Raw genomic sequence first — 17,770 nt, forward strand, 5'->3', positions numbered from 1 at the left:
CGCCTCTAATCCTTAGAGGCGATTTTTTTAAGCTTCCTATCGTAAAACAATCTTATTGATTAGGCTGCGGTTTTATCCAGTCGACAGACCATAAAGACTTCATTAACACCTTCAATATCAACCAAACCTTCTTCAAGCTGTAAGGGCTTTTGAAATCGTAAACCCATCGGCATAAAAACACCGTTGTACCAACGTAATGCTCGTTTAGGATTTTTTTGTAGCTGACTCATACCCCAATTCACGAGCATCGATGATTTGGGTTTCATACCGTAGCCCGCACTTTGTTCGACGACCAATTGATTATCATTTAATAATGCACGCAACTGCTCCGGCTCATAACGTCGATAATGGCCCACAACCTCATCAAATGTTGTCCAAAAATCCATATAAAGCGGAGTCGACAACAACATTTTTGCACCAGGTTTAGCAACTCGACAAAGCTCTTTTAAAGCCCCAATATCATCTTCAACGTGCTCGACAATGTCTAAAGCACAGACCAAGTCGAAGCTATTATCATCATAAGGCAGCTCGCCTATCTGCCCCGCTTTAATCTTTCCACCCTGGGCAGCCAACTTCTGCAACGCGGGTTCACTGATGTCAGTAAACCAGGTTCCCTCGATCGGTAAGCGAGGCCTCATACCCGGCCCCACCTCTAAGCGCATATTTGCATTCGCGGCCAGTTTTTTTATCAATGGCCAAGTATTAAATCGGCTGGGGTCAATCAATCTGACATCGGACCACAAGGCATCGTAAAAACTTTGGTTTACCTCGCGAATCTCTTTTTCAGTGCTAGCGGCAGGCATTGACTCTCCTAGGTAATATTTGTCGAAGCGGCATAGTACAGGAAATTGAATTTGATTTTAAGTTAAGAGGACTCCACTAGCCCGGTAAAGCCTGAACAGAGACGAATTTTATGGCGATATATTTGATCATTGATTTCCTCCGGCCATTTAAGCCTCTTTACATCTTCAAATAAATTTTCCGCAAGAAGATACTGCCGACGCAAATAACCTAACCACTGTTTGACTCTATTACCAACATATTTTCTCTCATATTCGTTTTCTGTTATTTCGCAAAAACTCAATAAAAGATCGAGAATATTTTCCCACTGTAATTGGATTGGACGTGGTTCTAGCTGTAACGATCCTTTTATCTGCAGAGCCAAATCGGGTTTCGCCAACAAGCCCCTTCCGAGCATTAGATCTCGGCAACCGCTTTCTATCAAACATTGGCGAGCGTGCTCCACCGACCAAATTTCACCATTCGCGACTAAAGGAATTTTACCTTCGGCTTGAATGCCCGCTAGTGCGTCCCAATACGCGGGGGGCTTGTAACCATCGTCTCTCGTTCGCGCATGAACGATTAATTCGTTAGCTCCTGCGGAAACGACAGCGGAATAGATTTCATGTAGCAATGTCCTGTCACTAAAACCTAAACGAATTTTTGCGGTAACGGGTGTAGCTAAAGGAACGGCGGTTCTAACCGCATGAACAATATTAAAAACCCGATCCGGTTCTTTTAGTATTACTGAACCACCATCATTTTTATTGACGCACTTTGCCGGACAACCAAAATTGATATCGATGCCCGGGGCGCCTAATTCCGCCGCTCGCAGTGCATTCATTGCCATAGGTTCTGGTTGTCCACCAAGCAGTTGAACAAAGACCGGAATACCGCTTTTCGTTAATCCCTCATTTTTTAGTTCGGGACAGTAACGATAAAAAACTCGTGGAGGTAAACACACATCGGTAACACGAATAAATTCTGTAACGCAACGATCAATGCCGCCAACTTTACTGAGCATTTCGCGAAACGTATGATCTACAACACCTTCCATTGGTGCCAAAATAATTTTCATAGTGATTTATTTTCAGTTAATTGGCTGGAATTATTTAGAAGTATAGATCCGGAGGAATCCCGATGAATGATGGCGAATTGAATAGAGCCTTTATGTGGAGGGCTCAAACTAATGCACTTAATCTTTAAATTTTTTAAATCTTAAATTAAATTCAACAATCAGTTTAGCTAACCCGGCCACCCACATAATACCAGCGCCCGCCAATTCGCCGGAACTCGGACACCTCATGCATTATTTGTAAACCTTGCTGCCCTTGTTCTTCGCTTCGATTTCGAAAGTAAGCTTTAAACTCGACGCAACCTTCATCACCTCGTTGCGATTTACTTAACACTTCAAGTTTTTCCCAATCAACTTTGGGATCAGAGAGTTCAGCTACTGACAATCCTTGAGCAGTGGCTGGGAACCAAGTTTCTAGTAAATATTCGCCAAAGCCTCCTAAAGCATAGGCGCTATAGCGAGATCGCATGAGCTGCTCGGGGGTTTTGGGAATTTGTTCGCCGCTGAGATATAAATTACAGCATTCATTCGAAGGTTTTTTACTTCCGCAAATACAAGACTCTTTCATTGCGCATTATTACTCACGTTATTCGTAGACAGTCCCTCAGAACCTTTGGCATTATAGCGCCCAAATGTGGCCCCTATCATACACTGCAAACCTTGGTTTCGACTATGAGTGACTTACCCAACTGCCCTAAATGTGCATCCGAATTTACCTATGAAGATGGATTACTGTTTGTCTGCCCCGAATGCGCACATGAATGGCCTCAGCTTGCGGATGAAAATACCGAGAAGGAATCCGCCGTCAAGGATTCCAATGGTAATGTCCTCCAAGATGGCGACACAGTCAGCGTCATTAAGGATCTGAAAGTTAAAGGCAGCTCTTCCGTTGTCAAAGTCGGCACCAAAGTTAAAAATATTCGCCTGGTCGATGGCGATCACGATATCGATTGTAAAATTGATGGGATAGGTGCGATGAAACTGAAATCTGAATTTGTAAAAAAAGTATAGGGTGATAGTTCCTGGTACTAGAAGCAGGTCATTAAATTTTGTGTGGCTCCAATACCACCTTCAACATCTGCTTGCTGGCAAATTCCGTGGCGCCCCTATAACGCTCTCCTCCCGTTACCGTAAATTCAAAACGAAATTTTTGAACCAAGGTCAAGGTGCCCTTTCGGTTTCTTGTAAAACCAAAACCACTTGGGCTAACGGTTCCATCGAGAAATTGAACTTCCATTTCGTGACAGTGTTTTTTTGCTGCCTGCAAGGCTAACTCTTTCACCACAGATAAATGTATAAGCAAAAAAACAAAAGCTACGATGGATAAAATTAAAAACAGTTCTGGCACTGATTACCACCCGAATTTTTGTTAACAGGAAAATCTGGCTCCGCTATTGAATCCGTATACTCGCCTTCATTATCCGCCATAAGGTCAGCGATTTCATTTCTATGCTCGGTACGCAATAAAGACAAGCCTAATAATAAAAATTCACTGCGGTATTCGCGGCGCTTTATTCTGACTCGTCAGTTCGATAACTAGGACAAGGATAAACCTAGTGAAATTTAGCTGGGGCGCTGATGAAGAGTCGATCAAGAATGATTAAGATCCACCATTCCAACAACCAGGAATGGCGGTCATACAGCAGATAATATAAATTTATTGAGAAATATCAATTTGAAACTAAGGGAGAATATTATTTTTTTTCTTGTGCTTTTCTCAGCATTTCGTCAGTGATCGCCTTGTTATAACCGGTATGAGTTCCGATTGACTGAAGCTTAGCTTCCGCCATAGATTCTTCCACCATAGATTCCGTAATGGGAACTTCTTCGCCCTTTTCGTTCACAATATTTGCTTGGAAAACCGATGATAATTCGTCCTTAGAATTACTGTCCTTCGTCATATGTACCCCCTTTAAATTGTTCCGAATAAACTAATCTGCCGCCCAAATAATTTCAATAGCATTGTTAGAACTTTACAAGAAATTTCAAGATATCGAAGCCTTATCAAAGCCATTTAATACGCATTCTCAATTAGTGGCCTAGCAAAGGAGAAATTTTGAACAAACTCAGCAACAGAGAATTTATCATGTGATAATTGGCAAAATGATTACTGCCTCCGCGCTAGTATCGCGCTGCCGCTAATAACACGGTAAATTAACCGATTTGGCTAAGCCCACTTTAGGAAATCACCCAGAAGAAATGACGGTATTAGACAAGATACAAGATTATTTAAAACGCCATTGGCGACGCCTCGCGATATGGTTCTTTTTAATAATCCCCATAGCTAGCTTTTTTCTCGTTTCCATCTGCATTCAAATCTTCGCGTTTTGGCCGAATAACTTTAATGGGATAGATTTTGCACTTTTTGAAAGCAAGACAAGCCATCAATTAGTGATGGCCCACGGCATGAAAGACGGAACCAATACATGGATTAACGAGCTAAATTCTATTTATGAAAAGAATAGTTACGACGGTATCGTATCGAGCGTCGATTGGAGCGCTTATTCGCTGAATACATTCCGCTGCGCGCCCTACGGAAAACGAATTGGGCAGCGGGTAGGAGAAAGCATTGCTAAAAACACCGAACTAAAAAGCCTCCATTTAATCAGCCATAGCTGCGGAGGTTTCGTTATTTACGGCATTTGCGAGGCTATTAGAAAGATTCGTCCGGAAATCTCTGTGCAAACAACGTATCTCGACCCGGTATCGATTTATGGCATCTCTAGAAATTATGGTTTAAAGCATTTCGGCAGTTGTGCCGATTACAGTGAGGCTTACATCGATACAGGAGACCATATTCCGGGAAGCAATCAATTGTTACCCCTCACCCATACCTACGACGTGAGCAAGGTAAGAATGCGTATTGCGCCTGAGTATCCACCGCATAATTGGCCCACAGAATATTACCGCCAACTGGTGAGAGAAAATATCGCTCCCGATCTTCGTTTCAATCCCACTCTAAAAGAGAAAAAACCTGCTGGTATTTTGGAAATTGTGGATTAAAGCAAGTCAGAGAATAAATAAGTAAGGCTAACGAGCAACCCAACCGCCACACACCGGAAACACCTGCCCGACAAAACAATTCGCATTTTCGGAACATAAGTACGCAGCAAATTCTGCGTCCTCTTGCGCCGATACTAAACGACCCAACGGCACTTCGCTTTTGACCCGTGCTTGGAACTTTGGATTGGCCTGAACCTCTGCTGGAAAATAAGTGGGGTTATCGACAAAGTTTTGCGCGATTGCGTTTACTTGAATATTTTGAGCAGCCACCTCCACGCCTAAGGCTTGGATATAGGAAATTTGTGCTCCGCGAGCGGCACAATACGTTGAGGCTCGCTTAATTCCACGCAATGCCGAAGAACTCCCCATTAACAATATTTTTCCCGCGCCACGTTCGATCATCTGCGGTAACACCGCTCGACACAAACGCGGTAAAGGATCAACCATCTCCGCAAACGTATCGCTCCACTCTTCATCCCTTACTTCGTTTGCTTTAGTCGAAGGTGCAGGAACGCCAAGGTGAGCGACCAAGATATCAATTTCACCAGCCTCTTTCACAATGCGATCTGCTATCAATGGATCCCTTAAAGAATCGGTATTCGCGATCACCTCGGCACCGTGTTCTGTAAAAACCTCCTCTAATACGGGGCCCATAAATACATTAGCGTGGGTAATAAGAATCCGTTTATTGTTCAGCATTTTACTCAAAACAAACACCTCGCAGAAATTAACAACATACTATTTTTCGATACTGAACGTTAATTTAGAGCGCACTCCGTCGACAGAAACGGGGATTCCATTCACTATCCGTGGCTTATATTGCCAAGTTCTGACCGCGCGTAATGCAGACTCATTAAAAACATCCGGGGGTTCGGCCTCTGTCACAAAAGCGTTCCTAACATGACCATTACTCGTCACCGAAAATTCGACGATGACATAACCTTCGATTCTTCGTTCTGCTATTTCACTTGGATAGAGGGGTTCACTGCGTATAAATGGAAGAAACTCATCGCTGGCCGTACCGGTAATCAACTTGATGACTGAACGCTTTGTTTCTGCATTCGGTTGCGGCCGCACATTTTCTTGGATCGTTAATGCTGCCGCTTCACTATCACCCAAATTAAGTAAAATTCCAGCACGGTATTTATACCAATCTTCTTTCGCGCGATCCCCAGTCATGTTTTCAACCAGCGTGATTGCCTTATCCACTGCGACTTGAGCTGCTAAATATTGCTCATTCAAGTAGTAACTTTGCCCTAAACGAAACCAATCAGGGGCAGATAGATCATTCACATTAACTAGATAATCTCTTAAGACTGTGATCGCCGAGTCGTAATCCTCTTCTAACATATACAACATCGATAAATTACTGGCGATTTCGTTCTTTTTTTCAGTCTCAATGGCAGAAGAAAAGTAAACTTGCTCGTAGGCAACTAAGGCATCACGGTAGTTTTCTAACATCACCAACAAGCTACCTTTTGTAAGTGCGAACTCCGCTTGCTGTTTTGTATTCCAAGCCTTGCTATCTATCCGACTAAGCCTTTCAAGCAATCTCTGATAATCATCAGTGTTCTTAGCCTTATCTAGCGACACGACAACATTTTCGAAATCGCGATATGACGACTCAACATCATCCTGAGCAAACGCTAACGGCAATACAAAAAACGAAAACAGCAAAAAAATAGTAAAATTTATCTTTTTCATTGTGAGATCCACCGATAACTCAGGTCATTATTTTTCTATTAAGGCTTCGCCATCAAACTTAACCCCCAACCATCCGTCAAGAATAAAATTTCTAATGTTAGCATGGTCATCACCCGCCGGGTTCTCGAGAACATCCTGGCGATAATAATCTCCAAATAGTGCCAACGTCTCCATTTCACTTAAGGCATTGAGCTGAGCAAAATAAAATATCTTACACGAGCCTTCGTTGCTACCGGCCAGGTTTTCAACTTCGCCATTGGTGAAAGTTGTCGGTGTGTAACTATAGTTATCATCGATCACTTTAATCACCTGGGAAAAATCAATGGCATCTGGGTCGTTTCTCAACTGGCTAATTAATTCTTTAACATTCATTTTTATTAACTTCCTTCACTAGACTATTTCGACTTGGGTTTCTTTTGAATCATTTCAACGACATAACCATCGGGGTCTTTAACCATACCCATAAGAGCGCCACCTATCGAGTCCAACACTTCAGGCTCACGAATAACTTCATATCCCTCAGCACGAGCACTATCAAAAAGCGATGTAATATCATCAACATATATCACGATTTTTATTGGGTTATCTTTGCAGTTTGGATTCGATCCATCGATATAGTTCATTAATAACAATGAAGCACCCCGCCCTTCAAAACCCAGTACGTTTTCATTCATATAAGAAACATTAAACGTTGTCAGCACTTTCATTCCGATAATACGACAGTAAAAATCGGTCGATTTTTCTAAATCGCTCACTGCGATTCCCATTGCACCAATGTATTGAGTCATTCAGTTTATCCTCTCTATGTTGTTCGATAAAATTTTAAAGTTGAATTTTCAGTGTTCATAATTTATTTATTTTGTGATTATTTTTTAGCTAGATTTTCTATCTTGCATTATTTTTCTTAATCTCTCTGGCGTCGTAAGTTTTACACCGTGGCCGCCGGCCATAACATAAAGACACAATGGGGAGTAGCGCAACCAACGAGGTATTACCTTTCTGACAAAGCGGACGACCTTAATATTGCGTTGATACTTTTTCTCGTCAATATCAGACCAGCTGATGTTGTGCTTATCGCGAAACCTCGGATCAAGAAACCCAATTGTGAAGATCCTAATCAGGGGAAATAAGGTTCGCTGATAAATTGCTTGCCACCATGAAACCGGCATCGGCAAATATTTTATTTTTGGCCCGAAACGCATCATGTCTTCTAATAAAAATTTCACGGTTTCATTGTAGGTCATTGTTTCCATCAGCAGTTTGTCGTAATAGTCTACAAACTGATCCAGGTTATCTTCCAGTTCTGAACTTGGGATTCCAAATAATAAACAAAGATTTCGATATTCATTGAATAGCTGCAATTTCTCTGCGTCGCTCAAAGGCTGATTCATCGCTTCTCGGAAACGAATCACGCCGTCAAGAAAAGTATCAGGAACAACTCGAAAGGTGCTAGGGTTTAATGCAGAATATCGTACGCCATCTGAACGGACGCCTTTTATACCGGCATGCAATGCACGTAGATCTTGCGCTTCTTTTTGACTTTGTTGGCCATTTTTTCCATCGTACAAAAATCTCATCAGAGAAAAGCCTGTACGAAACAACCTACCCCAAGGCTCATTTTTATAGACAGAGTATTTAGCAACGGCGGCACCGACATCTGGGTGAGCCGCCTGCATAACAAGAATCGGAATAGAAAAAGGTGCTAAGGCAGAATCCGAAAACGCATCCCACATAATGGACTTGCGGCCGGGTGATTTGCCTTCGCTAGTCTCTTGTCTCAATGGAACCTCTTCAGATCGACATATTCCGCACCGGCGCCCTGATCGCCGGTATCATTCCGCAACTATATCAGCGCAGCAAGGTTTGATACACTGCCGATCTCCGTGAACACGGAGTCTCTGGTTTTTATACCGCAACGCAAGTTGTTTTTAATAATAAGATTTGCTGAATACTCAGTAATAATTTGTCCAAAATCCCAAAGAATTCGCCTTGGTAAAAAAATACTAAAACCCGTCACATAATCGTCACGACTATAATTTAAAAAAATGGAGTGAGTCATGTTAACAATAAAGATGGTGATCCGAAGAATAGTCTGTTTAGCGCTACCTTGCTCACTGCTAGGGCTTTCGAATATCGCCTTAGCGCAGATCAATGGTTTGCAGTGTTCTGCGCCGCCCCGTATTAATTGCCCTGAATCGAACTGTCCGCGAGACGCAATGGCCAATCGCGGCCCTGTTGTCGACGAGAAAACCGGCCGTAGCTATTATCTCGATTACCCTTGTGATCTAAAGCCGGGAGAAAAACTCACCTTTATTTTGAATATTCACGGAGCCGGCTCAATAGCCACCTGGCAACGCCATTATTTTCCTGCGGTTGACGCCAAAGAAAAATATCGTTTGATTGTCGCAACGCCCACGGCCTTAATTGACGATCCCGCGCCGAGACGTTGGGCAGCAGAAGCTGACGATGAACACCTACATAATATTGTTGATTTTGTTTTAGAAAAATTTGGCAAAGAAAATATCGAGCGATTTTGGTTGGCTGGGCACTCCCAAGGTGGAATGACATCTCGCCGTATTGTTTGTTCGGATTATTTCGCTGACAAAGTCGATGGTTTCTTTTCCCTATCGGGTGGTCGTGTGGGATCGCCACTTCGAGTACGTGAGGGACGCCCAACACCTCCGCCCTTAACCTGCGACTTTTCTCATATCTATACCACTGGCGAATTGGAACGATCGGGCCAAGATATGCCGACAGACTCAAGCTGGGCAGAAAAATACAGCTGTGATGCTCGCGAAGAGCTTCCTGATGTCGTCGACACTAAAGCTGGATATGTCACTGCATCCGATCAATCTCGAGGACCAAGCTGGGGGACTTTCGCACGTCCCGGTGTAGCAAAGCTATCGCATTACCCAAACTGTGATGATGGCCGTATTGTTGTCGACATCGTCAGAATTAACAAAGGTCACACCGAAGGGCTTGAACCCAATATTGTTGAAGAAATTGTAAAACTTATGCAGTCCGCGAAAGGTGGAAAACTGCAGGCCAACTAATAAATTTTATTACCCAGCTTGCATTCGAAAGTAAATAGCGGATAGTGAACCAGATTGCTGCGCGCACAAAACACCGCACTGCAATCTGGTTTCGACTTTTACCCTAGCTCAATCGTTACTTTCAGGTACGTCAAATGAAATATAAACATCTCATACTCTTCTGTTTTCTTTTGGTTAATTTTTCTAGTCAATCCTATGCGCAAGACCGGGGAAATTTTATTGGCGGCGTGGAAAATAAAAAATCTCCGCACCAAGAACCAATAAGTGTTCGCAATCAAGTTGCCCAGGCATCAAACCCAATTGTTACACAGCGTTATTTTAAAATTAAGAAAGGTAGCTTCCCGGAATTTCTAAAAGCCAGTCAAGAAGGTGTTTGGCCATACTTTGAAAAAATCGGCTCTCGGGTGATTGGCATGTGGCTAGTGACTTACCCAGAAGCAACTGGGATGAGCGAACCGAAAGACTATGATGAAGCTATCCTGATGACGCAATACGCGTCGGTGGAACATTGGCAAGCAACACGAGACATGACCAGTTTAGGCGGCAACGGCCCTGACTGGGAAAAATGTCAGGAGGCAATTGCATTTCGTCGCACGCTTACAATAGAAACTTCATTAATGTTCTTGAGTGGCAGTACTTGGCATAATCCACCCTACTATATGCCAGGAATGGAGTAGTAAAACTTTGATCCTTGATAAACGAACTCCTGATATCGCGGTAATTTATAGCGACTTAAGAACCTAACCAGTAGTAAATTTTTAACATTATGAATACTGCAAAAGAATGAAATCTGAAAATACTATCGCCATAAAATCTAATCGATACGTACTGATTTTAGCGCTGATTTTGACCGTAGAATTCATAGCCCTTGCGTTCAATCCCCATGAACGGTCAGCATGGTTACTGGAAAATATGTTGTTTGTCTTATTCTTTACAGCATTAGTATTCAGCCATCGAAAATTTCCTTTTTCCAAAGTGTCTTACACCTTGATATTTATATTTTTATTTCTCCACGAAATCGGGGCACATTATACTTATTCCCTGGTACCTTACGATGATTGGGCCGAATGGGGTTTTGGTCTAAATATTAGTGAATGGCTAGGCTGGCAACGCAACCATTTCGATCGTTTCTTACATTTTCTCTACGGCTTACTCCTCACCTATCCCTTACGTGAATTTTACTTTCGCGTTGCAGATGCCAAAGGTTTCTGGGCTTACTTTATTCCTTTAATCCTCGTAATGGCGACGTCAATGATCTATGAACTCATCGAATGGGGCGCAGCAGCAATTTTCGGTGGCGAGTTAGGCATGGCCTACCTGGGAACACAAGGTGACATCTGGGATGGACACAAAGATATGGCATTAGCGAGCCTGGGCGCACTCATCGCTATGCTAATCACCCTCGCTATTAACTTGGCAATTCAAAAAGATTTTCATCGCGAATGGAGTGAAAGTTTAAGAATTAAACATCCTGAACCCTTAGGCGAAGAAGAATTAAAACGCTTACTATCCGATAAACGAGAGTAACATTAACCTTCAACATTGACCTTCACTCATGCCTTCAAGTCAATTTTGGTTTTTTAATTACTCTGTAATACAAGCCAGTTTATTTCACAGTCACCCTGCTCCGAGGAAAAATAAACCGAATCCTCACTGATTGTAACTGACAAATCCATGGTTCGCCGGACGAGTTTTGCTAAGGATTTTACTTCCTCCCAATTGACTTGAAAAACAGAAACATTCAAATCAGAAAATCCGGATTTATTCTGCTGCCACCAAACCGACGACTTAGAATTAAAACTGTATATTTTCACTTCTTCGGAAACACGGGTCGCCTTTTTAATTCTATCTACTGCTGGCTCTCCTACATCTATCCACAATGTTATCGAATCGTTTAGGCTTTTCGAAATAATATCCGGCTCTTCTACCGCGCTTAGGCCTTTGGTAAACGATAAATTCTCGGTGGTATTCAGGCAAAAAGCTAGAACTCGAACCATCATGCGCTCCAGTGTTTCAGAAGGATGCTGTGCGATGGTTAACGATAGCGTTTGATAAATATCTCGATTGATATCAGATAAATTGATTTTCGCTTTGTAAATGGTTGGTTTTAATGCCATGAAGATCCCAGGAGATATTAAGGTCTAACTTATTGGTATGTTAGAAATACGATACCAAATAGAAAAGGAGCTGCCAGCATTTCTTTGCTCTTTACCGCTGTACAAAGCCGATCAGTATAGGTATATATCTTTCGCATCCTAAAAAAAAATTGTTGTCTATTCGGGAGCTAATAATAATGAAACCAAAAAACCAATACCATTCATTCTTCAAAACCCTCTTCGTCCTCACTATCGCCTTATTAACTAGCTCAGCGCTTTTCGCTGAGGCTATTGTTAAACAAGACGTCATGGTCCCGATGCGCGATGGCGTTAAGTTGGCGACGAATATTTATATCCCCGATGGCGAAGGCCCTTGGCCGGTCGTTTTGACCCGCACACCATACAACAAAAACAGTGCCGCGAGCACGGCTAGCCAATACAACGAAAGAGGTTATGTATTGGTGTCGCAAGATGTTCGAGGGCGTTATGCCTCCGAAGGCGTCGATCAACCCTTCGAAAACGACATGAACGATGGCTATGACACGGTGGAATGGGTAGCGGAGCAAAGCTTCAGCAATGGCAAAGTCGGTATATTCGGTACTTCAGCTCCAGGAATTACCTCCAACCTCGCCGCCGCAGCGGCGCCGCCACATTTAGTGGCTGCAATCGTTACCGTCGCTCCCGATAGTTTATTTTATCGATCACGCTTCCCTGGTGGAGCTTTTAAAGAAAGCCATTCCGGCGGCTGGTTACGAGGCCAAGGAATTAGCGAGGAAAAAATTGCTGAATATAAAAAGCGTGCAGTAATTGATGACCGAACGCGCAATACTGACTTTTTATTTTTCCGTCAAAATGTGGAGATTCCTGTTTTTAATATTGGTGGCTGGCACGATATTTATGCCGAAGGTTCACTCTATAATTTTCTCTACCTTCAAAACGATGGCAATAGAAAAGCCCGCGGTAAACAAAAACTTTTTATGGGCGCTTTTGGACATGGCGCGCTAGAGGGTGACCTTGAATATCCCGGTGGTGGAAGTTTACGTGGTGACCTCGAACCCCATCTGCGCTGGTGGGATTATTGGTTAAAAGGAATCGAGAACGGCGTAATGGATGAACCCGCGATTAGTTTCTATATGATGGCTTCCGCGCGCAAAGGCATGCCTTCAGAAAAAAACCGATTGATTACCACAAACAAATGGCCGCCCAAAAATAAGAAGACTCGCTTTTATCTACAAGAAGATATGAGTTTATCGACACAACAACCCAAAACTAAAAAAGCATCAGCGACCTATTCTTTTGATCCCACCAATCCTGTTCCTACAGTAGGCGGACAAAATCTGGGAAGAGATGTGGGGCCAAGGGATCAACGAGAAATTGGCAAACGCCAAGATTATTTGCGTTTTGAAACGCCAGTACTTGATGATGATGTGGTCGTTGCCGGTCATATTGATATGGAATTGTGGGCCTCAACGGATGGCCTCGATACAGATTTCGTGGTTAAACTCATCGATGTTTACCCTGATGGTTACGAGGCATTGATTCTCGATTACCCCATTCGCGCTCGCTTTCGCAAAGGCCAAGAACCCAAAGACGTGGAATTCATGAAGCCCGGCAAAGCAGAAAAACTCATTGTTAACATGTGGAGTACTGCGCAAACCTTTGAAAAAGGACACAGAATTGCGGTTCATGTTAGCTCAAGTAATTACCCCCGCTTCGATGTGAACAAAAATCAAGGTGAAGAATTGGGTGATTTGAAGGCTGAACCACGCGTCGCAAAAAATACAATTTACTTTGACGAAACACATCCTTCTGCGATTATCTTACCGGTAGTTGAGAACGATTTATAAAGCCATATAAAAAAGGCCGCCAAATTTGGCGGCCTTTTTTCATAAAACCACGTTCCTAGCATTTACTGCTTTTGATCTTCGGCAATTTTAATCGCCGATTTACGGGTCGCAATTTTTTCTGATAATTCTTTTGCTTCAGGAAAGTCTTCCATTAAATTCACACCCAGCACTTTCTTTCCAACTCTTGCCGCCAAACCAAGGGAGTACATAAAAATAATATCGGCATAAGTAAAAGTATCACCCGCCACGTAAGGAGAAAACTTACCGTTCCGCTTTAAGCAAGCCAAGCCTTTTTTCAAATTGGCCAATGCTTTTTCCTTAGTTTCTTCTGAATCGGTACGGCCAAAAAAGGCTTCGCCATAACATGTTCTCGCTGGAAGCTCTATATATAACTCGATCTCCTTTACCAGCTCTCGCACTTTTGCTTTTTCGTAAGCCGATGTGGGAAATAGTGCTAGGCCCTCTCCTAAGTCTTCCAAATACTCGAAGATAACTGACGTTTCGGACAAGTACCCATCCGGTGTTTCGATACAGGGGACTTTTCCCATTGGGCTTTTGGTCAAAAAATCGGGCTCTTGGCTGGTTTTAGTTTCTATCTCTTCAAAGGGAATGCCTTTTTCAAGCAACGCCATTTTGACCATGTTGTAGTAATTGCTTAATGTAAAACCGTAAAGCTTAATCATCTTACTTACCTTTTTGAAAAAAAATATATCTCATTGAAATTTTAAATCTGTATAAATCATAACGACTCTTCTTTAAAAATCAGCTGCATTATCACACCAACATCTTGAACGTATCTTTTTTACTGATCTCAGCGTTGTGTCAAAACCAATTTCGTATTCGAGTTCAAAAGACAAGATTTCGTTTTGTGCTCTAGACCAGACCTCTTCGAATTCTAAACTTTGCCTTTCCTCTCCTTTACGATCAAATTCCACCTTCATGGTAAATTCGCCGTGGGATACTTGGCAGGTTTGATCCTCATTAGCAGCGATAACAAAATCAACAGCCACAATATTATTTCGCTGCACATAACTCATTTGCGTGCCGACAGAACAATGGGCGGGCGATCTGGGAACGTTTAATGTAATAGGCTTATATTCAATTTTAACGTCTTCACGTTCTACCATTTCTTTTGGTTGTGAAGAACAGGCAGTCAAGGTAATAACAAGCGACAGCAAGGCATTTATTCTTTTCATTATTAACACCAGTAATCTTGATGCGATGACCAGTAGTTCTTTCCACTTTATCGGCGCGTAAATCGACAAAAATAGTGGCTATACTCTACTACACAGGACATAACATAGAACTCGGACATTCTAAGGCAGATTTCCATGCTAGATAGCGACACCAATGGTGCCCAAGCAATAGAAGAAAAACCGCGAATACTTGTCGCTGATGACTCGAAGATCGTCAGAGTCACTGCGAAACGCATGTTAGCAGAAAAGTTCGAGGTGGTCTTTGCGGAAGATGGGGAAGAAGCGTGGAGCAAGCTCTGTGAGGACGACAGTATTCAAGTATTGTTTTCTGATCTGGGAATGCCAAATTTAGACGGCTATGGGCTCATTGAGAGAATTCGCGAATCCGATGATCCACGAATTCGTGAGCAAGCCGTTATCGTGATCACTGGCGCTGCTGAAGATGAAGGTGTGAAAAGAAAAGCCTTAGAAGTTGGCGCAACAGATTTCATCACCAAACCATTTAAAGCCACTGAAATTATTGCCCGCGCCGAATCCCATGTTAGTTATCGACGGGACAAGGTAAACCTAGAAAAAAATCTCGATGTCGATTTGCTTACCGGCACACTCAATAAAAATGGTTTAAATGAGCAACTCGAAAGAGATGTGTCTTTCGTCAATCGTCACAATGAAAATCTTGCAGTAATTACTTTCGAGCTTGATAACTTTCAATCTATCCTTGATAAAATTCAAAAGCCCGCTGCCGAACAAATTATTAAGCATGTCGCCAATACTTTAGTTAGTGCAATTCGCAAAGAGGACAGTATTGGACGCACCGATCTTTCAAAATTCGTAGCAGTTCTTCCTATGGCAAAACAAGACGGCGTTATCATGTTGGCACGACGCCTTTGTGAAAAAATAAAAACGTTTAATTTTAAAGTCGCCGGCGAAGTCGTTTCTCTAACAATGTCTGTGGGTATTGCCACTGCCAGCAAAGGTATGCAAGTAAAAGCAGCTGATTTATTAAATGTCTCAAACGAAGCATTGGCTAACGCCAAGTCCTTAGGTTTTGGCGAAGTTCAAATTCTCAAGTGCGACAACTCGCAGTCAGAAGGTATAGCAAAAACCCCTAAATCTGATCAAGAGCATGATGAGAGTTCACACCCGGAAGTCGTTTCTATTGATGCTTTACTTAAGGCCATTGCGGAAGGAAAATCTAGCTTATCAGAGAAACAATTAACAATTGCCGCTGCTCATCTACAGCCACTGGTCGCGCTAATGTCGGATCCGCAACGTCTAAAGTTACTCGGAAAGATTTAAAGAATTATTCATTGTAAGGACAATAAAAATTCTTTGATTTCTCGATTACAAAAATCTGGGCTATCGATGGTGGACGCATGACGTGAATTCGGGACTACCACAACCCTCGCATTCCGCATCTTTCCTGCATAAGATTTTTTAAACTCCACGCTGGTATAATCTTGATCCGCCGCAAGAATCAGAGTCGGTATCGGACAACCCTCAACTTCCGAATCGATATTGTATTCACCGATTGCTTTTACGATATTTCTATAGCTGGTTTTGTCGACCAGCGCCATGCTGTCAAGAAATTGCTCTCTAAGGTTTTTTTGTGAGGGATGAGGAAAAAGATTAACCGCAATTTTTTTCGCTAGCTTTTCAATACCGATAATTTTTAGCAAAGCTTTCCTCATTAACAACTTCAACATAATCGAAGCATTACTTGAGCCTGGGCCTGGAGCTGAATTAATAATAACGAGTGAACGGATATATTTGGGGAAATCCACCGCCAATTGAAACGCGACCATGCCGCCAAGGGACAAACCGATCACATGTGCACTAGCAAGCTGGAGGTGCTCCATCAACCCGCTAACGCGTGCCGCCAAAGTCTTCATCGAAAGATTTTCCTTCGCTGCTTCACTTTCTCCGTGTCCAGGAAAGTCAAGTGCGATAACACGGTAGTTATCTCTTAGTGCGTCAATTTGCGGCTGCCAATCGACAGCACGGGATCCCAAACCGTGAAGAAGTAAAATAGATTCGCATGTAGAATTCGGGTTCGAATCAAAATAATGCAAAGTTTCTTGATAAGAAAATGTCGGCATATAATTCTCGAGCGGATTCCTTAAGCCGGATTGAGCATGATTATTCTACGCACCTGGCTCAGCTAATAATTCGTTCAGCAAACGCCCTAGGCGATAACCCGCTATTTTAATCCTTTCTGCAACTATCGGGTGGTTGTTGCGATAATAGCTTTCTTGTAGGGTTTTGTTCGCGGGTAAGGTTCTATAGATTTCTTTAGTAAGGCGTAACGATTCTTGCGCCCAATCACTTGGCGAGGCTCCATCGTAGACCGACATATCTTGTGAGCTTACCTGTAGTAACAATTCCTCTAATAATTTCTTCTCGCCTTTTTTGGATCTCGCTACTAAATAGCTATCCCAAACCCAATGTAGATCAGTAGATTTTTTCCGCGAAGCAATTTTTATCTTTACTTGATTCCCTCCACGATCATCCGCATACGACACATGTAATGGTTGATGGATATCACCAACAAAATGTGCCAGAAACATTAAAGCCTTGCTGCGATCGTTTACATAAAGTCCGCGCTTAGTGTTATCTTTTTTCATTGAATATTCTTGCGTAGAGGTTCTCGCAAGCACCGCACTATAGACGTAAATTGCATCAAGCACACATCCCCGCCGCTTACAATCTTGGCTGGTGCCAACACTTCCAGCGCCACGCGACACATTAATATAATGATGGGGTTTCGCAAAATCGTAATATTTATTGCTACGAATATGATCTGCCCAACTACAAGCAGCAGAGAACGAGGAGTATGGCGTTTCTTCAAGTAAAACCCTCACCTCTGCTTTGGCTTCATTAGTGAGAGTTTGAAATGCGATTTCGCAAATAATGGAATGTCCGGCGCTGCTAAACGCACCGGCCTGACCGGACAACAAGAACAAGAAAACAAGACCCAGGAATTTCATAAACAATCTCATTTCAAAACTCGGGACAG

Annotated in this window: 22 protein-coding genes; 7 read left to right on the forward strand and 15 right to left on the reverse strand. The window is 42.6% G+C overall.

Translation table 11 applies throughout. From position 1 onward, the window contains the following. Positions 1 to 59 precede the first annotated feature (59 nt). From ACYUCY_RS11040 to ACYUCY_RS11050, 3 genes are all read right to left on the reverse strand, one after another. A complete protein-coding gene (locus ACYUCY_RS11040; RefSeq protein WP_460226541.1) occupies positions 60 to 803 on the reverse strand; it encodes a class I SAM-dependent methyltransferase in 744 nt (247 codons plus the stop codon). A gap of 62 nt (positions 804 to 865) precedes the next feature. Beyond that, on the reverse strand, positions 866 to 1,858 hold the full coding sequence (locus ACYUCY_RS11045; protein WP_460226542.1) for a tRNA-dihydrouridine synthase: 993 nt from the start codon (positions 1,856 to 1,858) through the stop codon (positions 866 to 868). A gap of 163 nt (positions 1,859 to 2,021) precedes the next feature. Then, the gene (locus ACYUCY_RS11050) at positions 2,022 to 2,423 is read right to left on the reverse strand and encodes a YchJ family protein (RefSeq protein ID WP_460226543.1); all 402 of its coding nucleotides are present in this window, start codon (positions 2,421 to 2,423) and stop codon (positions 2,022 to 2,024) included. A 104-nt stretch (positions 2,424 to 2,527) separates the two neighbouring features. On the opposite strand from ACYUCY_RS11050, the gene ACYUCY_RS11055 reads away from it, so the two are divergent. Continuing rightward, positions 2,528 to 2,866, forward strand: a complete 339-nt coding sequence (locus ACYUCY_RS11055; protein ID WP_460226544.1) for a zinc ribbon domain-containing protein YjdM — start codon at positions 2,528 to 2,530, stop codon at positions 2,864 to 2,866. A gap of 31 nt (positions 2,867 to 2,897) precedes the next feature. Here ACYUCY_RS11055 and ACYUCY_RS11060 read toward each other — a convergent pair whose 3' ends face one another. After that, complete coding sequence (locus ACYUCY_RS11060) at positions 2,898 to 3,203, reverse strand: DUF3301 domain-containing protein (RefSeq protein ID WP_460226545.1); 306 nt, start codon at positions 3,201 to 3,203, stop codon at positions 2,898 to 2,900. A gap of 346 nt (positions 3,204 to 3,549) precedes the next feature. Further along, positions 3,550 to 3,756, reverse strand: a complete 207-nt coding sequence (locus ACYUCY_RS11065) for a hypothetical protein (protein WP_460226546.1) — start codon at positions 3,754 to 3,756, stop codon at positions 3,550 to 3,552. Positions 3,757 to 4,018: 262 nt separating this feature from the next. Between ACYUCY_RS11065 and ACYUCY_RS11070 the strand changes: the two genes are divergently transcribed. Next, entirely contained in the window at positions 4,019 to 4,858 is an 840-nt protein-coding gene (locus ACYUCY_RS11070) for a hypothetical protein (RefSeq protein WP_460226547.1), read from the forward strand. A gap of 27 nt (positions 4,859 to 4,885) precedes the next feature. Here ACYUCY_RS11070 and ACYUCY_RS11075 read toward each other — a convergent pair whose 3' ends face one another. From ACYUCY_RS11075 to ACYUCY_RS11095, 5 genes are all read right to left on the reverse strand, one after another. Continuing rightward, complete coding sequence (locus ACYUCY_RS11075) at positions 4,886 to 5,557, reverse strand: SDR family oxidoreductase (RefSeq protein ID WP_460226683.1); 672 nt, start codon at positions 5,555 to 5,557, stop codon at positions 4,886 to 4,888. A 39-nt stretch (positions 5,558 to 5,596) separates the two neighbouring features. Further along, positions 5,597 to 6,562, reverse strand: coding sequence for a TonB family protein (locus tag ACYUCY_RS11080; protein ID WP_460226548.1), 966 nt, complete (start codon positions 6,560 to 6,562; stop codon positions 5,597 to 5,599). Positions 6,563 to 6,589: 27 nt separating this feature from the next. After that, positions 6,590 to 6,934 (reverse strand): HopJ type III effector protein, encoded by a 345-nt coding sequence (locus ACYUCY_RS11085; RefSeq protein ID WP_460226549.1) that lies wholly within the window; start codon positions 6,932 to 6,934, stop codon positions 6,590 to 6,592. Between the two features lie 23 nt (positions 6,935 to 6,957). Beyond that, positions 6,958 to 7,350, reverse strand: a complete 393-nt coding sequence (locus ACYUCY_RS11090; RefSeq protein ID WP_460226550.1) for a VOC family protein — start codon at positions 7,348 to 7,350, stop codon at positions 6,958 to 6,960. A gap of 84 nt (positions 7,351 to 7,434) precedes the next feature. After that, positions 7,435 to 8,343 carry an oxygenase MpaB family protein gene (locus ACYUCY_RS11095; protein ID WP_460226551.1) on the reverse strand — a complete coding sequence of 303 codons (909 nt, stop codon included), beginning with the start codon at positions 8,341 to 8,343 and terminating at the stop codon, positions 7,435 to 7,437. 276 nt (positions 8,344 to 8,619) lie between these two features. On the opposite strand from ACYUCY_RS11095, the gene ACYUCY_RS11100 reads away from it, so the two are divergent. The 3 genes from ACYUCY_RS11100 (at position 8,620) to ACYUCY_RS11110 (ending at position 11,142) form a co-directional block, all read left to right on the forward strand. Further along, on the forward strand, positions 8,620 to 9,615 hold the full coding sequence (locus ACYUCY_RS11100) for a hypothetical protein (RefSeq protein ID WP_460226552.1): 996 nt from the start codon (positions 8,620 to 8,622) through the stop codon (positions 9,613 to 9,615). A gap of 134 nt (positions 9,616 to 9,749) precedes the next feature. Beyond that, a complete protein-coding gene (locus ACYUCY_RS11105) occupies positions 9,750 to 10,292 on the forward strand; it encodes a hypothetical protein (RefSeq protein ID WP_460226553.1) in 543 nt (180 codons plus the stop codon). 106 nt (positions 10,293 to 10,398) lie between these two features. After that, positions 10,399 to 11,142 (forward strand): DUF2238 domain-containing protein, encoded by a 744-nt coding sequence (locus tag ACYUCY_RS11110; RefSeq protein WP_460226554.1) that lies wholly within the window; start codon positions 10,399 to 10,401, stop codon positions 11,140 to 11,142. 53 nt (positions 11,143 to 11,195) lie between these two features. Here ACYUCY_RS11110 and ACYUCY_RS11115 read toward each other — a convergent pair whose 3' ends face one another. Then, positions 11,196 to 11,732 carry a YaeQ family protein gene (locus ACYUCY_RS11115; protein ID WP_460226555.1) on the reverse strand — a complete coding sequence of 179 codons (537 nt, stop codon included), beginning with the start codon at positions 11,730 to 11,732 and terminating at the stop codon, positions 11,196 to 11,198. Positions 11,733 to 11,908: 176 nt separating this feature from the next. On the opposite strand from ACYUCY_RS11115, the gene ACYUCY_RS11120 reads away from it, so the two are divergent. Further along, the gene (locus tag ACYUCY_RS11120; protein ID WP_460226556.1) at positions 11,909 to 13,558 is read left to right on the forward strand and encodes a CocE/NonD family hydrolase; all 1,650 of its coding nucleotides are present in this window, start codon (positions 11,909 to 11,911) and stop codon (positions 13,556 to 13,558) included. 62 nt (positions 13,559 to 13,620) lie between these two features. Here the strand turns inward: ACYUCY_RS11120 and ACYUCY_RS11125 are convergent, their stop codons facing one another. Both ACYUCY_RS11125 and ACYUCY_RS11130 read right to left on the reverse strand, forming a co-directional pair. Next, complete coding sequence (locus ACYUCY_RS11125) at positions 13,621 to 14,241, reverse strand: glutathione S-transferase family protein (RefSeq protein ID WP_460226557.1); 621 nt, start codon at positions 14,239 to 14,241, stop codon at positions 13,621 to 13,623. 72 nt (positions 14,242 to 14,313) lie between these two features. Then, on the reverse strand, positions 14,314 to 14,754 hold the full coding sequence (locus tag ACYUCY_RS11130; protein WP_460226558.1) for a hypothetical protein: 441 nt from the start codon (positions 14,752 to 14,754) through the stop codon (positions 14,314 to 14,316). A 135-nt stretch (positions 14,755 to 14,889) separates the two neighbouring features. On the opposite strand from ACYUCY_RS11130, the gene ACYUCY_RS11135 reads away from it, so the two are divergent. Beyond that, positions 14,890 to 16,053 (forward strand): GGDEF domain-containing response regulator, encoded by a 1,164-nt coding sequence (locus tag ACYUCY_RS11135; RefSeq protein WP_460226559.1) that lies wholly within the window; start codon positions 14,890 to 14,892, stop codon positions 16,051 to 16,053. Positions 16,054 to 16,061: 8 nt separating this feature from the next. Here the strand turns inward: ACYUCY_RS11135 and ACYUCY_RS11140 are convergent, their stop codons facing one another. Further along, positions 16,062 to 16,853, reverse strand: a complete 792-nt coding sequence (locus ACYUCY_RS11140; RefSeq protein WP_460226560.1) for an alpha/beta fold hydrolase — start codon at positions 16,851 to 16,853, stop codon at positions 16,062 to 16,064. A gap of 45 nt (positions 16,854 to 16,898) precedes the next feature. Beyond that, the gene (locus ACYUCY_RS11145; protein WP_460226561.1) at positions 16,899 to 17,741 is read right to left on the reverse strand and encodes a S1/P1 nuclease; all 843 of its coding nucleotides are present in this window, start codon (positions 17,739 to 17,741) and stop codon (positions 16,899 to 16,901) included. Between the last annotated feature and the right edge of the window lie 29 nt (positions 17,742 to 17,770).

The organism is Aurantivibrio infirmus, assembly GCF_054767315.1.

What these genes read in the sequence shown, in the direction of transcription:
- ACYUCY_RS11040 (WP_460226541.1), bottom strand. Translation starts at nt 803, where the DNA reads ATGCCTGCCGCTAGCACTGAAAAAGAGATTCGCGAGGTAAACCAAAGT.
- ACYUCY_RS11045 (WP_460226542.1), bottom strand. Translation starts at nt 1,858, where the DNA reads ATGAAAATTATTTTGGCACCAATGGAAGGTGTTGTAGATCATACGTTT.
- ACYUCY_RS11050 (WP_460226543.1), bottom strand. Translation starts at nt 2,423, where the DNA reads ATGAAAGAGTCTTGTATTTGCGGAAGTAAAAAACCTTCGAATGAATGC.
- ACYUCY_RS11055 (WP_460226544.1), top strand. Translation starts at nt 2,528, where the DNA reads ATGAGTGACTTACCCAACTGCCCTAAATGTGCATCCGAATTTACCTAT.
- ACYUCY_RS11065 (WP_460226546.1), bottom strand. Translation starts at nt 3,756, where the DNA reads ATGACGAAGGACAGTAATTCTAAGGACGAATTATCATCGGTTTTCCAA.
- ACYUCY_RS11075 (WP_460226683.1), bottom strand. Translation starts at nt 5,557, where the DNA reads ATGCTGAACAATAAACGGATTCTTATTACCCACGCTAATGTATTTATG.
- ACYUCY_RS11080 (WP_460226548.1), bottom strand. Translation starts at nt 6,562, where the DNA reads ATGAAAAAGATAAATTTTACTATTTTTTTGCTGTTTTCGTTTTTTGTA.
- ACYUCY_RS11085 (WP_460226549.1), bottom strand. Translation starts at nt 6,934, where the DNA reads ATGAATGTTAAAGAATTAATTAGCCAGTTGAGAAACGACCCAGATGCC.
- ACYUCY_RS11090 (WP_460226550.1), bottom strand. Translation starts at nt 7,350, where the DNA reads ATGACTCAATACATTGGTGCAATGGGAATCGCAGTGAGCGATTTAGAA.
- ACYUCY_RS11100 (WP_460226552.1), top strand. Translation starts at nt 8,620, where the DNA reads ATGTTAACAATAAAGATGGTGATCCGAAGAATAGTCTGTTTAGCGCTA.
- ACYUCY_RS11105 (WP_460226553.1), top strand. Translation starts at nt 9,750, where the DNA reads ATGAAATATAAACATCTCATACTCTTCTGTTTTCTTTTGGTTAATTTT.
- ACYUCY_RS11110 (WP_460226554.1), top strand. Translation starts at nt 10,399, where the DNA reads ATGAAATCTGAAAATACTATCGCCATAAAATCTAATCGATACGTACTG.
- ACYUCY_RS11115 (WP_460226555.1), bottom strand. Translation starts at nt 11,732, where the DNA reads ATGGCATTAAAACCAACCATTTACAAAGCGAAAATCAATTTATCTGAT.
- ACYUCY_RS11120 (WP_460226556.1), top strand. Translation starts at nt 11,909, where the DNA reads ATGAAACCAAAAAACCAATACCATTCATTCTTCAAAACCCTCTTCGTC.
- ACYUCY_RS11125 (WP_460226557.1), bottom strand. Translation starts at nt 14,241, where the DNA reads ATGATTAAGCTTTACGGTTTTACATTAAGCAATTACTACAACATGGTC.
- ACYUCY_RS11130 (WP_460226558.1), bottom strand. Translation starts at nt 14,754, where the DNA reads ATGAAAAGAATAAATGCCTTGCTGTCGCTTGTTATTACCTTGACTGCC.
- ACYUCY_RS11135 (WP_460226559.1), top strand. Translation starts at nt 14,890, where the DNA reads ATGCTAGATAGCGACACCAATGGTGCCCAAGCAATAGAAGAAAAACCG.
- ACYUCY_RS11140 (WP_460226560.1), bottom strand. Translation starts at nt 16,853, where the DNA reads ATGCCGACATTTTCTTATCAAGAAACTTTGCATTATTTTGATTCGAAC.
- ACYUCY_RS11145 (WP_460226561.1), bottom strand. Translation starts at nt 17,741, where the DNA reads ATGAAATTCCTGGGTCTTGTTTTCTTGTTCTTGTTGTCCGGTCAGGCC.